General features: G+C 75.3%; 1 protein-coding gene. It reads left to right on the top strand.

Translation table 11 applies throughout. From position 1 onward, the window contains the following. The first annotated feature begins 7 nt into the window (after nt 1-7). Nucleotides 8-16,516 carry an SDR family NAD(P)-dependent oxidoreductase gene (locus ACZ6I1_RS09650; protein ID WP_469285302.1) on the top strand — a complete coding sequence of 5,503 codons (16,509 nt, stop codon included), beginning with the start codon at nt 8-10 and terminating at the stop codon, nt 16,514-16,516. The last annotated feature ends 17 nt before the right edge of the window (nt 16,517-16,533 follow it).

The raw sequence follows: 16,533 nt of genomic DNA on the forward strand, positions 1-16,533 counted from the left end.
GCGCGCACTGCGACCCGACTCGACCTCACGGCATGAACAAGGACTCGGTGGGACCAAGATGTCCAATGACGACGCAAGGCTTCTCGACTACCTCAAGCGGGTCACGGCGGATCTGCACCAGACCCGCCGCAGGCTCCAGGAGGTCGAGAACCAGGACCACGAGCCCATCGCCATCGTCGCGATGAGCTGCCGCTACCCGGGAGGCGTCAGCACCCCCGACGACCTGTGGCGGCTCGTGGCCGAGGGCCGGGACGCCATCAGCACCTTCCCCACCGACCGCGGCTGGGACCTCGACGCCCTGCGCGGCGAGCAGCCGGAGACCGCCGAGTCCGGCAGCAGCTACGTCCACGAGGGCGGCTTCGTCCACGACGTCGCCGACTTCGACGCGGGCTTCTTCGGGATCAGCCCCAACGAGGCACTGACGATGGACCCGCAGCAGCGGCTGCTGCTCGAGCTGTCCTGGGAGGCGATCGAACGCGCCGGGATCGACCCGGTGTCCCTGCGCGGCAAACCGGTCGGCGTGTTCGCGGGCTCCGGCATCCAGGACTACGAGTACCTGACCGGCGCGGCCGGCGAGGTCGCCGAGGCCTATATGACCACCGCCAACGCGGCCGCGGTCATCTCCGGCCGGATCGCCTACACCCTGGGCCTGGAAGGCCCGGCCGTGACCGTCGACACCGCGTGCTCCTCCTCGCTCGTCTCGCTGCACCTCGCGGCGCAGGCGCTCAGACAGCGCGAATGCTCCATGGCCCTCGCCGGCGGCGTCATGGTGATGTCCACCCCCTCGCCCTTCATCGCGTTCAGCCGCCAGCGCGGCCTCGCCCCCGACGGCCGCTGCAAGGCCTTCGCCGAAGCCGCCGACGGCACCGGCTGGTCCGAGGGCGCCGGCATGCTCGTACTCGAACGGCTGGCGGACGCGCGGCGCGCCGGCCATCCCGTACTGGCCGTCGTACGCGGCAGCGCCGTCAACCAGGACGGCGCCAGCAACGGCCTCACCGCCCCCAGCGGCCGCGCCCAGCAGCGGGTCATCCGCCAGGCCCTCGCCAACGCCCGCATCCCCGCGACCCAGGTCGACGTGGTCGAGGGCCACGGCACCGGGACCACCCTCGGCGACCCGATCGAAGCCCAGGCGCTCCTCGCCACGTACGGGCAGGACCGCCCCGAGGGACAGCCGCTGTGGCTCGGCTCCATCAAGTCCAACATCGGGCACGCACAGGCCGCCGCCGGTGTCGGCAGCGTCATCAAGATGGTCATGGCGCTGCGCAACGGCGTGCTGCCGCAGACCCTGCACGTGGACGAACCGTCGAGCCACGTCGACTGGTCCGCGGGCCGGGTCCGGCTGCTGGCCGAATCCCGGGAGTGGGAGCGCGGCGAGGACCGGCCCCGGCGGGCCGGTGTCTCGGCCTTCGGGGTCAGCGGCACCAACGCCCACGTCATCCTCGAGGAAGCACCCGAGGAGGAGCCTGCCGGACTGCCGGAGGACCAGTCCGCCGCCGCACCGCAATCCGCCCCGGTGCCGGCGCCGTCCGTGCTGCCCTGGCCGGTCTCCGGCCGGGACGCCGAGGCGCTCGCCGCGCAGGCGGGCCGGCTGCACGCCCACGTCACGGCCTCGCCCGAGCTGGACGCCACGGACCTGGCCTACTCGCTGGCCACCAGCCGCGCGGCGCTCGAACACCGCGCGGTCGTCCTGGCCGACGGCCGCGAAACCGCTCTCGCCGCACTCGCCGCGCTGGCCGGCGGGCAGCCGCACCCGGGCGTGGTGCGCGGCGTCGCCGACAAGGGCTCGACCGCCTTCCTGTTCACCGGACAGGGCGCCCAAAGGCTCGGCATGGGACGCGAACTGTACGAGTCCTTCCCGGTGTTCGCCGAGGCCTTCGACGCCGCCTGCGCGGAGATCGACCCGCATCTCGGCAGGCCGCTCCGGGACGTCGTGTGGGGCGAGGACGCGGACGCGCTGAACGCGACCGCACTCGCCCAACCCGCGCTGTTCGCCCTCGAAGTGGCGCTGTTCCGGCTCGTCGAGGCCTGGGGGATCACCCCCGACGTGGTCGCGGGCCACTCCATCGGCGAGCTCGCCGCCGCCCACGCGGCCGGGGTGCTGTCGCTGGCGGACGCGGCCCGGCTGGTGGTGGCGCGCGGCCGGCTGATGCAGGCGCTGCCCGCCGGGGGCGCGATGCTCGCCGTCCAGGCGACGGAGGAGGAGGTCCTGCCGCTGCTCACCGACGGAGTGGGCATCGCGGCGGTCAACGGACCCGACTCCGTGGTCGTCTCGGGTGTCGAAGCGGCCGTGCTCGCGCTCGGCGAGCAGTTCGCGGCCGCCGGCCGCAAGACCAGCCGCCTCGCCGTCTCGCACGCCTTCCACTCGGCGCTGATGGACCCGATGCTGGAGGAATTCCGTTCCCTAGCACGGCAGTTGTCATACGAGCAGCCGCGGATCGCGGCGGTCTCCACGGTGACCGGCGAGCGCCCGGGCACGGACTGGCAGTCCCCGGACTACTGGGTCGGCCAGGTCCGCGAGGCCGTCCGCTTCGCCGCCGCCGTCCGCACCCTCGAGCAGGAGGGCGTCACCCGCTTCCTGGAGATCGGCCCCGACGGCATCCTCACCGGACTCGCCCAGAAGACCGCCGACTCCGAGCGGGCCGTCCTCGTACCGGCCCAGCGCCGGAACCGCCCCGAGCCCGAGGCCCTGGTCGCCGCCATCGCCCAACTGCACGCCTCTGGCGCCGCCGTGGACTGGGAGGCGTTCCACGCCGGAACCGGAGCCCGGCGCGTCACCCTCCCCACGTACGCCTTCCAGCGCACCCGCTACTGGGTCGAGGGGACCGGCGCCCCCGGCGACCTCTCCGCCGCCGGACTGGCCGCCGCCGGGCACCCGCTGCTCGGCGCCGTCGTCTCCCTCGCCGACTCCGGCGGGGTGGTGCTGACGGGCCGGGTCTCCGTATCGGCCCAGCCCTGGCTCGCCGACCACCGCGTCGGCGGCTCCGTGGTCTTCCCCGGCACCGGCTTCGTGGAGCTCGCCGTCCGCGCCGGCGACCAGGTCGGCTGCGAGCTGCTCGACGAGCTCATGCTGCAGGCGCCCCTCGTCCTGCCCGAACGCGGCGCCGTCGCCCTCCAGGTCGAAGTCGGCCCCGCGGACGCCTCCGGACGGCGCCCGGTCAGCGTCCACTCGCGCCGCGACGACCAGCCCGACCAGCCGTGGACCCTGCACGCGGCGGGCGTCCTGGCGGCCGCCGCGGCAGCACCGGAGCCGGCCTTCGACCTGGGCGCCTGGCCGCCCGCCGCCGCCACCCCGATCGACACGGACGGGGTGTACGAGGCGCTGGCCGCGGCCGGCCTCCCGTACGGCCCGGCCTTCCGCGGCCTCACCGCCGCCTGGGCCGCCACCGGCGGAACCGAGGTGTTCGCCGAGGTCGTCCTCCCGGAGCGGGCGCACGCCGACGCCGCCGCCTTCGGCCTGCACCCGGCGCTGCTGGACGCCTCACTGCACGGCTCCGTCTTCACCGGCCTGTTCGCCGACGCCCAGGGCCCCGTCCTGCCGTTCGTCTGGACGGGCGTACGGCTGCACGCGTCCGGCGCCACCCGGCTGCGCGTCCGGATCGCCCCCGACGGCGCGGGCGCCCTCGCCCTGTCCGTCGGCGACGAGACCGGCCGCCCCGTGCTCTCCGTGGACTCCCTCGTCCTGCGCGAGGTCTCCGCCGAGCAGCTCGCCGCCGCCCGTACGGCCGCCCACGCGTCCCTCTTCTCCCTGGACTGGACGCCCCTCCCGGCATCCGCCCTCCCGCCGGCGCCCGCCGACTGGGACACCCTGCCCGCCGGCGGACCCGTACCGGAGCACGTCATCCTGCGCTCCCGGCCCGGCACCGGCCCGGACGCGGTGCGCGCCGCCACCGCCCGGGTGCTCACCGCCTTGCAGAGCTGGCTCGCCGACGAGCGGTACGCCGCCTCGCGGCTGCTCGTCGCGACCTCCGGCGCCGTGGCCGGGCCCGCCGAGGACGTCACCGACCTGGCCGGCGCGGCCGTCTGGGGCCTGGTGCGCTCGGCGCAGGCGGAAAGCCCCGGCCGGTTCCTCCTCGCCGACCTCGGCGACCTCGCCGACCCGCAGGAGGCCGCTGCCGCGGTGGCCGCCGCCGAACCCCAGATGCTCGTACGCGGTGCGACCGTCCACGGGGCCCGCCTCGCCCGCGTCACCGACGACCCCGGGCGGCGCGTCCGTCCCGACTTCGGCAACGGCACCGTCCTGGTCACCGGCGCCACCGGCGCGCTCGGCCGGCTGGTCGCCCGGCAGCTGGTCGAAGCCCACGGCGTACGGAGCCTCCTGCTGGTCTCCCGCCGCGGCACCGACGCCCCCGGAGCCGTGGAACTCCGCGCCGAACTGCGCGGACTCGGCGCCGAAGCCACCGTCGCGGCCTGCGACGCCGGCGACCGCGACGCCCTCGCCGCCCTGATCTCCGGGGTGCCGCTCACCGGCGTCGTCCACCTCGCCGGGGTGCTGGACGACGCCCTCATCGCGTCGCTGACCCCGCAGAGCCTGGACACCGTCCTGCGCGCCAAGGCCGACGCGGCGCTCCACCTGCACGAACTCACCCGCGGCCTGGAACTGTCGGCCTTCGTGCTGTTCTCCTCCGCGACCGGCGTCCTGGGCGTCCCCGGACAGGGCAACTACGGCGCCGCGAACGCCCTGCTCGACGCGCTCGCGACCCACCGGCGCGCCCACGGACTGCCCGCCCAGTCCCTCGCCTGGGGCCTGTGGGCGAGCGGCATGTCCGGTGCGCTGACCGAAGCCGATCTCCAGCGGATGAGCCGCACCGGCATCGGCGCGCTCACCGCCGAGTACGGCGTGGACCTCTTCGACCGGGCCCTGACCGTCGACGCCCCCGTCCTCCTGCCGATCCGGCTGGACGTCCGTACGCTCGCCGAGGCGGGCGAGGCCCTGCCGCCGCTCTTCCGCGGCCTGGTCCGCGTCCGTGCCCGCCGCAGCGCGGCCTCCGCCCCCGGGGCGGCGGGGGCACTGCGCGGCCGGCTGGCCGGACTGGACCGGGAGGAACGCACGGCGGTGCTGCTCGACCTGGTCCGGACCCAGGTCGCGATCACCCTCGGATATCCGGGGCCGCACGCGGTCGACGAGAGCCGGGCGTTCAGCGAGCTCGGTTTCGACTCGCTGACCGCCGTCGAGTTCCGCAACGCCGTCAGCGCGGCCGCCGACGTCCGGCTGCCCGCCACCCTCGCCTTCGACTACCCCAACCCGCGCGCGCTGGCCCGCCACCTCCTCGAAGAGCTCGGCGGGGACAGCGGGCAGCCGGTCCCCGCGACCACCGCCGTCCGGTCCGCAGCGGCCGACGACGACCCGATCGTGATCGTCGCCATGGCCTGCCGCTACCCGGGCGGGGTGCGCACCCCCGAGGATTTGTGGCAGCTGGTCGCGGACGGCGTGGACGCCGTCTCCGGCTTCCCGGCCAACCGCGGCTGGGACCTCGACCGCATCTACGACCCGACCGCCGAGCGTCCCCACACCAGCTACGCCCGTCAGGGCGGATTCCTGCACGAGGCGGGCGAGTTCGACCCGGCGTTCTTCGGGATCAGCCCCAACGAGGCCGCCGTGATGGATCCGCAGCAGTTCCTGCTGCTGGAGACGGCCTGGGAGGTGTTCGAGCGGGCCGGGATCGACCCGGAGACCCTGCGCGGCAGCATGACCGGCTGCTACGCCGGGATGATGTACCACGACTACGCCGCCAACAACAGCACCGGGGCCATCGCCTCCGGGCGGGTCTCGTACGTGTTCGGCCTGGAGGGCCCGGCCGTGACGGTGGACACGGCGTGCTCCTCGTCGCTGGTGGCGCTGCACATGGCGGCCCAGGCGCTCAGGTCGGGGGAGTGCTCGCTGGCCCTGGCCGGCGGGGTCGCCGTCATGGCCACCCCGGAGGTCTTCGTCGAGTTCAGCCGGCAGCGCGGACTCGCCCCCGACGGCCGCTGCAAGTCGTTCGGCGCCGCCGCGGACGGCACCGGCTGGGGCGAGGGCGCGGGCATGCTGCTGCTGGAGCGGTTGTCGGACGCGCGGCGCAACGGGCATCCGGTCCTGGCGACGGTGCGCGGTTCGGCGCTGAACCAGGACGGGGCGTCGAACGGCCTGACCGCCCCGAACGGGCCCTCGCAGCAGCGGGTGATCCGCCAGGCCCTGGCCAACGCGGGTCTCTCGGCCGCCGAGGTCGACGCCGTCGAGGCGCACGGCACCGGCACCACCCTCGGCGACCCGATCGAGGCGCAGGCGCTGCTGGCCACGTACGGGCAGGGGCGGGCGGAGGGCCGGCCGCTGTGGCTGGGCTCGGTGAAGTCCAACATGGGGCACACGCAGGCGGCGGCCGGTGTGGCGGGGATCATCAAGATGGTGATGGCGATGCGGCACGGTGTGCTGCCGCCGACCCTGCACGCCGGGGAGCGTTCGCAGCAGATCGACTGGTCGGCGGGTGAGGTGGAACTCCTCACCGAGGCCCGGGAGTGGCCCGGCGAGGGCCGGCCGCGGCGGGCCGGCATCTCCTCGTTCGGCATCAGCGGGACGAACGCACACGTCATCGTGGAGGAGGTCCCCGCCGCGGATCCCGCCGAGGCGGACGCGGACACAGGCACAGAACACCCCTTCGCGCCCTGGGTGTTGTCGGCGAAGTCGGCACGGGCGCTGGCCGGCCAGGCCGAAAGCCTGCTGGCCGTGGCCGACGAGCACCGCCCGGTGGACATCGGATACACCCTCGCCTCGGCACGCAGCACGATGGACCACCGCGCCGTGGTGGCCGGCGACCGGCACGCCGCGCTCGCCGCGCTCGCGGCGGGCCGGGACCACCCTGGGGTGGTGGCGGGACAGGCGCAGAGCGGCGGGCGCACGGCGTTCCTGTTCACGGGGCAGGGAGCACAGCACCTCGGCATGGGGCGCGGGCTGTACGAGGCGTTCCCCGCGTTCGCCGAGGCCTTCGACGCCGCCTGCGCGGAGATCGACCCGCACCTCGGCCGGTCGTTGCGCGAGGTGGTGTGGGGTGAGGACGCGGACGCGCTGAACGCGACCGCGCTCACCCAGCCCGCCCTGTTCGCCCTCGAGGTGGCGTTGTTCCGGCTGGTCGAGGCGTGGGGCGTACGGCCCGACGTGGTGGCCGGGCATTCGATCGGCGAGCTGGCCGCCGCGCACGCGGCCGGGGTGCTGTCCCTGGCCGACGCGGCCCGGCTGGTGGTGGCGCGCGGCCGGCTGATGCAGGCACTGCCGGCCGGCGGCGCGATGCTCGCCGTCCAGGCGACGGAGGACGAAGTGCTGCCGCTGCTCACCGAAGGGGTGGGCATCGCCGCCGTCAACGGACCGCAGTCGGTGGTCCTGTCGGGTGCCGAGGCCGCCGTCCTGGCGGTCGGTGAGCACTTCACGGCGGCCGGCCGCAAGACCAGCAGGCTCGCTGTCTCGCACGCCTTCCACTCGGCGCTCATGGATCCGATGCTGGAGGAATTCCGGGCCGTCGCGGCCGGGCGGGCCTTCCACGAGCCGCGCGTCCCGGCCGTCTCCACCGTCACCGGGCAGGCCTCCGCCGACTGGCGGTCCCCGGAGTACTGGGTCGGCCAGGTCCGTGAGCCCGTCCGTTTCGCCGACGCCGTCGGCGTCCTGGCACAGCAGGGAGTCACCCGCTTCCTGGAGATCGGCCCCGACGCGGTCCTGACGGGCCTCGCCGCGCAGAGCGCCGCCGACGCCGTCCTCGTCGCGGCCCTGCGCAAGAACCGCCCCGAGGCCGAGACCCTGGTCGCCGCGCTCGCCCGCCTGCACGTGGACGGCGTACCAGTCGACTGGGAGGCCTGCTACACGGGCACCGGAGCCCGTCGGGTCGACCTGCCCACCTACGCCTTCCAGCGCACCCGCTACTGGATCGGCACGGAGGAGTACCTCGCCAACTCGTGGATCGGCTCCGGCGGCGGCAGCATGGCCACGGCCGGACTGACCGATGCCGGGCACCCGCTGCTCGGTGCGGTGCTGCCGTCCCCCGACACCGACGCCGTCACCTTCACCGGCCGGCTGTCGGCGAGCACGCACCCCTGGATCGCCGACCACGACGTGCTGGGCAGCATCCTGCTGCCCGGTACCGGCTTCGTGGAGCTTGCGGTCCGTGCGGGCGACCAGGTGGGCTGCGACGTACTGGAAGAGCTCGCACTGCAGGCACCGCTGATCCTCCCCGAGCGGGGCGCCGTCACCGTGCAGATGGTCGCGGGCCCCGCCGACGCCTCCGGGCGCCGCTCGGTCGGCGTCTACTCGCGCGCCGAGGACCGGCCCGACCTGCCGTGGACCCTGCACGCCGACGGCGTGCTCGCCGCAGGCGCCGCGGCCCCCGGCTTCGACCTGTCGGCCTGGCCGCCCGCGGGCGCCGACGTGCTGTCGCTGGACGGCGCGTACGAGGGCCTGCGGGAGCGGGGCTTCGGCTACGGGCCGGTGTTCCAGGGCCTGAAGGCCGCCTGGCGGCACGGCGACGTCCTCTACGCCGAGGTCGCCCTGCCGGAGCAGGCCCACGCCGAGGCCGCGGAGTTCGCCCTGCACCCCGCCCTGCTGGACGCCGCCATGCACGCCGCGCTCGTGAACGGCACCGGCGGCGACGAGACCGTCCTGCCCTTCGTCTGGAAGGACATCACCCTGCACGCGGCGGGAGCCTCCGCCGTACGGGTGAGGATCACCCAGCCCACGCCGGAGAGCCTTTCCCTCCAGGTCGCCGATGCCACGGGCGCTCCCGTGGCCACGGTCGGCGCGGTCGTCGGCCGCCCCGTCTCGACCGAGCAGCTCGACGCCGGCGGTACGGACTCCCTCTTCCGCATCGTGTGGAACCCGCTGCCCGTGCCGGCAGCGGCCGCCCCGCAGGGCCTGCCCGAGGGCGCGGCCGTCTTCATGTGCGAGGCGACCGGGGACGACGTTCCGGCCGCCGTCCACGACCTCGCCGACCGGGCCTTGGCAGCGGTCCAGGCGTGGCTGGCCGAGGAGCGCCCCGAGGGCGCGGTGCTGGCGGTGGTCACGAGGGGCGCGGTGGCCCTCGGCGAGGATGAGGCCGTCGACGTACGGCAGGCCCCGGTGTGGGGCCTGGTGCGTTCGGCGCAGGCGGAGAACCCGGGCCGGTTCGTGCTGCTCGACACCGACGACTCGGTGGACCTGGGGCGGCTCCTGGCCCTGGGTGAGCCGGAGATGGCCGTACGCGCCGGTGAGGTGTCGGTGCCGCGGCTGGCCCGGGTATCGGTCGACGACGCCGTGGAGCCGGTCTTCGACGCGGCCGGGACCGTCGTGATCACCGGCGGTACGGGGGGCCTCGGTGCCCTGGTGGCCCGCCATCTGGTCGTCGAGCACGGGGTGCGGCACCTGCTGCTCCTCGGCAGGCGGGGCGCGGACGCGCCCGGCGTCGGCGAACTGCTCGCCGACCTCACCGGAGCGGGCGCTTCGGTCGCCGTCGCCGCGTGCGACGTGGCGGACCGTGACGCGCTCGAAACGGTCCTCGACGGGGTGGATCCGGCGCACCCCCTGACGGGCGTGGTCCACGTGGCCGGAGTCGCCGACAACGGCGTCATCGGTGCGCTGACCCCCGAGCGGATGCACGCGGTCCTGCGCCCGAAAGCGGACGCCGCCTGGCATCTGCACGAGCTGACCGCGCACTTGGACCTGTCGGAGTTCGTGATGTTCTCCTCCGCCGGCGGCCTGGTCCTGGCGGCCGGCCAGGGCAACTACGCGGCCGCCAACGTCTTCCTCGACGCGCTCGCCGCCCACCGCCGCTCCCAGGGCCTGCCGGCCACCGCGATGGCCTTCGGCCTCTGGGGCGTCAACACCGGCATGACCACCAGACTGGACCTCGCCGAGGAACGCATGGCGGCCCAGGGCCTGCCCGCCCTCTCCCGGGCCGAGGGCCTGGCCCTGTTCAGCCTCTCCCTGCGCTCGGAACACCCCGCCCTCGTCCCCCTGCGGATCGACACCAACGTGCTGCGCGGCCGCGCCGAAGAGCTTCCCGCCCTGCTCCGCGGCCTCGTACGCCGCCCGGTGCGCCGGACCGCACGGTCCGCGGACGGCGGCGACGGACTCCTCGCACGGCTGGCAGGACTGGACGGCGACGGGCGGGCCGCGGCCCTCCTGGACCTCGTACGCGGCCAGGTGGCCGGTGTCCTCGGCCACGCCTCGCCCGATGCGATCGAACCCGAACGGGCCTTCAGCGAGCTGGGCTTCGACTCGCTCGCCGCGGTGGAACTGCGCAACCGGCTCGGCTCGGCGACGGGCCTGCGGCTCCCCGCCACGCTGATCTTCGACTACCCGACCGCGCAGTCCGTCGCCGACCACATCGGCGCCGAGGTGGCCGGCCGGGACCACGCCGCACCCGTCCCCGTCCCCGTCCGCGCCGCAGCCGCCGTCGGCGGCCCGGACGCGGACGACCCGATCGTGATCGTGGGGATGGGCTGCCGCTACCCGGGCGGGGTGAGCACCCCGGAGGAGCTGTGGGAGCTCGTCGCCGACGGCGTGGACGCCATCGGCGGGTTCCCTGCCGACCGGGGCTGGGATCCGGAGGTCTACGATCCGGAGCCGGGTACGCCGGGGCGGACGTACGCGCGGGAGGGCGGCTTCCTCTACGACGCGGCCGAGTTCGATCCGGTGTTCTTCGGGATCAGCCCGAACGAGGCGCTGATGATGGATCCGCAGCAGCGGCTGCTGCTGGAGGTGTCCTGGGAGGCGATCGAGCGCGCCGGCATCGACCCCGCCACCCTCAAGGGCAGTGCGACCGGCGTCTTCGCGGGCGTCATGTACCACGACTACGCCCTGGGCGTGGAGGCCGCGGCCAGCAGCGGCGGCAGCCTCGTGTCCGGCCGTACCTCCTACACCCTCGGCCTCGAAGGCCCCTCGGTCACCGTGGACACGGCCTGCTCCTCCTCCCTGGTCGCCCTGCACATGGCGGCCCAGGCGCTGCGGTCGGGGGAGTGCTCCCTGGCCCTGGCGGGCGGCGTCGCCGTCATGGGAACGCCGGGCATGTTCGTCGAGTTCAGCCGCCAGCGCGGGCTCGCCCCCGACGGCCGCTCCAAGTCCTTCGCGGCCTCGGCCGACGGGGTGGCCTGGGGCGAGGGCGCGGGCGTCCTGCTGCTCGAGCGGCTCTCCGACGCACGGCGCAACGGCCACCCGGTGGTCGCCGTCGTCCGCGGTTCCGCACTGAACCAGGACGGCGCCTCCAACGGCCTGACCGCCCCCAACGGGCCCTCGCAGCAGCGGGTGATCCGCCAGGCCCTGGCCAACGCAGGCCTTTCGGCCGCCGAGGTCGACGCCGTCGAGGCGCACGGCACCGGCACCACCCTCGGCGACCCGATCGAGGCGCAGGCGCTGCTCGCCATGTACGGGCAGGACCGCCCCGACGGACAGCCGCTGTACCTGGGATCCATCAAATCCAACATGGGGCACACCCAGGCATCCGCGGGTGTCGCGGGCGTCATCAAGATGGTCATGGCCATGCGCCACGCGACCCTGCCGAAGACCCTCCACGTGGACGCCCCCTCCGACCAGGTGGACTGGGCGGCGGGGAGCGTGGAACTCCTCACCGAGGCGCGGGAATGGCAGGCGGCGGACCGGCCCCGGCGCGCCGCGGTCTCCTCCTTCGGCATCAGCGGGACGAACGCCCACGTCATCGTCGAGGAAGCACCGGACGCCGCCGAGGAGACGACCGTACGGACCGAACTGCCCGCCCTGCCCTGGGTGCTGTCGGCCAAGACCCCGCAGGCCCTGGCCGCACGGGCCGCGCGGCTGCTGGACCGGGTCACGCAGCGGCCCGACGGCGAGCCGGAGGAGGAGCCGGCGGACATCGGCCTCTCGCTGGTCTCCTCGCGCACCGCCTTCGCCCACCGCGCGGTGGTCGTGGGCACGGACCGGGCGGAGCTGCTGCGCGGCCTGACCGCACTGGCCCAGGACCGCAACGCGCCCGCCGTGGTCCGCGACGTGGCACGCCGCACCGGAAAGACCGCGTTCCTGTTCACCGGGCAGGGGGCACAACGACTGGGCATGGGGCGGGAGTTGTACGCCTCCTTCCCGGTGTTCGCGGCCGCCTTCGACGCGGTGTGCGCCGAGGTCGACCCGCATCTCGGCAGGTCGCTGCGGGACGTCGTGTGGGGCGAGGACGCGGACGCGCTGAACGCGACCGCGCTCACCCAGCCCGCCCTGTTCGCGCTGGAAGTGGCGCTGTACCGGCTGGTGGAGGCGTGGGGCGTACGGCCCGACGTGGTCGCCGGGCATTCGATCGGCGAGCTCGCCGCCGCGCACGCGGCCGGGGTGCTGTCCCTGCCGGACGCGGCCCGGCTGGTGGTGGCACGCGGCCGGCTGATGCAGGAACTCCCGGCCGGCGGCGCGATGCTCGCCGTCCAGGCGACGGAGGAGGAGGTCCTGCCGCTGCTGACCGACGGGGTGGGCATCGCGGCGGTCAACGGTCCGGAGTCGGTGGTCGTGTCGGGTGTCGAGGCGGCGGTCGTGGCCGTCGGCGAGCACTTCGCGGCCGCCGGGCGCAAGACGAGCCGCCTCTCCGTCTCGCACGCCTTCCACTCGGCGCTGATGGACCCGATGCTGGAGGAATTCCGCTCCGTCGCGGAGGAACTGAGCTTCGCCGAGCCCCGCGTACCCGTCGTCTCCACGGTCTCCGGCGAGCCCTCCGACGCGTGGCGGTCCCCGGACTACTGGGTCACCCAGGTCCGGGAGGCCGTCCGCTTCGCCGACGCCGTCCGCACGCTGGAGCAGCAGGGCGTCACCCGGTTCCTGGAGGTCGGGCCCGGCGGTGTGCTCACCGCCCTCGCCCAGCAGGTCCTCGACTCCGAGCAGGCCGTCTCGGCCGCCGCCCTGCGCAAGGACCGCGGCGAGCCCGAGTCGCTGGTCTCGGCGCTCGCCCAGCTGTACGCGGCGGGCGTGCCCGTCGACTGGGAGGCCTTCTACGCCGGCACCGGAGCCCGGCGGGTCGACCTGCCCACCTACCCCTTCCAGCGCACCCGCTACTGGGTCGACGCCGCCAAGCCCGCCACCGGTGCCGCGGCCGTCGGCCAGGGTGCCCTCGACCACCCGCTCCTCGCGGCCGTACTGCCGTCCCCCGACTCCGACGCGGTCACCTACACCGCGCGGATCTCCCTGGACGCCCAGCCGTGGGTGGCCGACCACGCCGTGCACGGCAGCGTCCTGCTCCCCGGCACGGGCTTCGTGGAACTCGCGCTCCAGGCCGGCGACCAGGCCGGCTGCGCCGTCCTCGAGGAGCTCACCCTGCAGGCCCCGCTCGTGCTGCCCGAGCGCGGCGGCGTCTGCGTCCAGGTCGTCGTGGGCGAACCCGACGACCGGGCCCGGCGCTCCGTACAGGTCTACTCGCGCCCCGAGGCCCAGCCCGACGAGCCGTGGACCCGGCACGCCGACGGCTTCCTGACGCCCGGCACCGGCCCGTCCGGCACCGGCGCGTCCGGCACCGGCGAGCCCGGCACCGGCGAGCCCGGCGACGGCCTGACCGTATGGCCGCCCGCCGGTGCGGCCGAGCTGGACGCGGCCGAGCTGTACGACCGGCTCCGAGACCGCGGGTTCGGCTACGGCCCCGTCTTCCAGGGTCTGACGGCCGCCTGGCGGCTGGACGACACCCTCTACGCCGAGGTCGAACTGCCCGAGCAGGCACACGCCGACGCCGGACGGTTCGGACTTCACCCGGCCCTGCTCGACGCCTCCATGCACGCGCTCGGCTTCGGCGGACTCGGCGCGGAGGAGGACGAGGGGGGTGCGCTGCTGCCCTTCGCCTGGGCGGGCGTCACCCTGCACGCCGCGTCCGCGACCGCCGTACGGGTCCGGCTCGCGCCCGTCGAGGGACAGCGCAATGCCGTCCGCCTCGACCTCGCCGACCCGTCCGGGGCGCCGGTGGCCTCCGTCGCCGCTCTGCTGCTGCGGCCGGTGGCCGCCGAGCAGCTCGCCGCCGGCGGCTTCCGGGAATCGCTGCTCAGCGTGCAGTGGCGGCCGGCCGGCGGGGGAGCGGGGCCGCGCGGGGCCTGGGCGGTCGCCGGCCCGGGCCTGGCGGTGGCCGGGGTTCCGGTGGTCACCGGACTCGACGCGCTCGGCGCCGGCCCCGACGGCGTACCCGACACCGTGCTCCTGCCCGTTCTGGCGGCCGGGCCCGGCGCCGGCCGCGAGGAGGAGGTGCCCGCGGGGGTCCGCTCGGCGGTGGACACGGCGCTGGCCGCCGTACAGCAGTGGCTGGCCGAGCCGGCGTTCGCACGGTCGCGGCTGGTCCTGGTCACCCGGGCCGCCTCGGCCGTAGGCGACGGGGACCCGGTCGACGTACGGCAGGCCCCGGTATGGGGTCTGGTGCGGGCCGCGCAGGCGGAGAACCCGGGCCGGTTCGTGCTGCTGGACCTGGAGGAGGACGCCGAGGTGTCGCCGAAGGCGCTGGCCGCCGCGCTCGCCTCGGGCGAACCCGAGCTGGCGATCCGGCAGGGCAAGGCCCTCGCGCCGCGCCTCGTCCGCAACGCGGCAGCGGGCGGCGACACGACCTGGGACACCGAGGGAACCGTCCTGATCACCGGCGGCACCGGCGGCCTGGGCGCCCTCATCGCCCGGCACCTGGTGACCGCGCACGGCGTACGGCACCTCGTACTCACCAGCCGGCGCGGACCCGGCGCACCCAACGCGGCCGGGCTCCGCGAGGAACTGACCGCCCTCGGCGCCCGGGTGGAGATCGCCGCCTGCGACGTGTCCGACCGGAGCGCCGTGGCCGCACTGATCGGCGGAATCGACCCGGCGCACCCGCTGCGCGGGATCGTCCACGCGGCCGGAGTCGCCCACAACGGCCTGGTCGGGGCGCTCACCCCCGAGCAGGTGGACACCGTACTGCGGGCGAAAGCGGACGCGGCCTGGCACCTGCACGAGCTGACGGCCGATCACGAGCTGTCCGTCTTCGCGCTGTTCTCGTCGGCGGGCGGCCTGGTCATGGCCGCCGGACAGGGCAACTACGCGGCGGCGAACGTGTTCCTCGACGCGCTCGCCCAGCACCGCCGCTCGAAGGGCCTGCCGGCCACCTCCCTGGCCTTCGGCCTGTGGGACACCGAGACCGGACTGAGCCAGTGGCTCGGCGAGGCCGACCTCCAGCGGATGCGGCGCAGCGGAACCCCCGCCCTGTCCGAGGAGGAGGGCCTGTGGCTCTTCGACGCGGGCGTCGCGGCCGACGCCCCCGCCCTCGTACCGCTGCGGGTGGACCTGGCCGCCCTGCGGGCCCGTACGGACGAGGTGCCGGCCCTGCTGCGCGGCCTCGCCCCCGCGGTGCGCCGCCGGGCCGGTGCCGCGGCCGGAGCCGCCGGGGCCGGCGCGCTGCGCGAGAAGGTGCGCGCCTACCGGGGCGCGGAGCGCGAGAAGGCGGTACTCGACGCGGTCCTCACCCACGCGGCCGAAGTCCTCGGGCACGCCGACGCGAGCGCGGTCGACGCCGAAGCGGGCTTCCTGGAGGCCGGATTCGACTCGCTGACCGCGGTCGAACTCCGCAACCGGCTGAACACCGCGTCCGGGCTCTCCCTGCCGGCCATGGTGGTCTTCGACAGCAAGAACCCCCTGGAGCTGGCCCGGCTGCTCGCAGGCCGCATGGGCGCGGAGCCGGGGGAGCAGGGGCAGGCCGACGCGCCGCCCGCGCACGGCGAAGCCCGCGCCGACGACACCCTGTACGGACTGTTCCTCGACGCGATCACGTCGGGGAACCTCCAGCCCGGCCTGGCCATGCTGCGGTCCGTGGCGGCGCTGCGGCCCGCCTTCGCCTCGGCGGCCGACCTGCCGGAACTCCCGGCTGCGGTGTCCTACGGGGCGCGCACCCGGCCGGCGGGGGACCGGACACCCCGGCTGATCTGCCTCAGCACGCCGACCGTGGCGGGCGGAGTGCACCAGCACGCACGGCTCGCGGCCCGGCTCTCGATGCCCGTCTCCGGGATCCCCACCCCCGGCTTCGGGCGCGGGGAGGCGCTGCCGGAGTCCTTCGGCGCGGCGGTGGACGTCCTCGCCGAGGCCGTGCTGCGCGCCGCGGACGGGGAGCCGTTCGCCCTGCTCGGCTTCTCCTCGGGCGGCCTGCTCGCGCACGCCACCGCGGCCCGCCTGGAACAGGTCCACGGGGTGCGCCCCGCCGGGCTGGTGCTGCTGGACACCTACTCCATGGGCGCGGCGAACGACGCGCTCTTCGACCAGATGGCCTTCGCCGTCCCGGACAAGGCGGCCACGCTGGGCTCCTTCAGCAGCGCCGAACTCTCCGCGATGGGCCGGTACGTGGAACTCCTGCCGCAGTTCCGGCAGGAGGACATCGAGGCGCCCGTGCTGTTCGTACGGGCCGGGGACCTGTTCGCACTGGGCGAGGACGCGGAGATCGCGCCCGACGCCGACTGGCAGGCCGACTGGGAGGGCGCGGACACCGTGGCGACCGTCCCCGGCACGCATTTCACCATCGTCGAGCAGCACGTCGACACGACGGCCCCCGTCATCGACAGCTGGCTGACGGACCTGAAGGAGCGGATCTCCTGATGAGAGCCGGACGACAG

It is taken from the genome of Streptomyces sp. NPDC046303 (assembly GCF_055588085.1).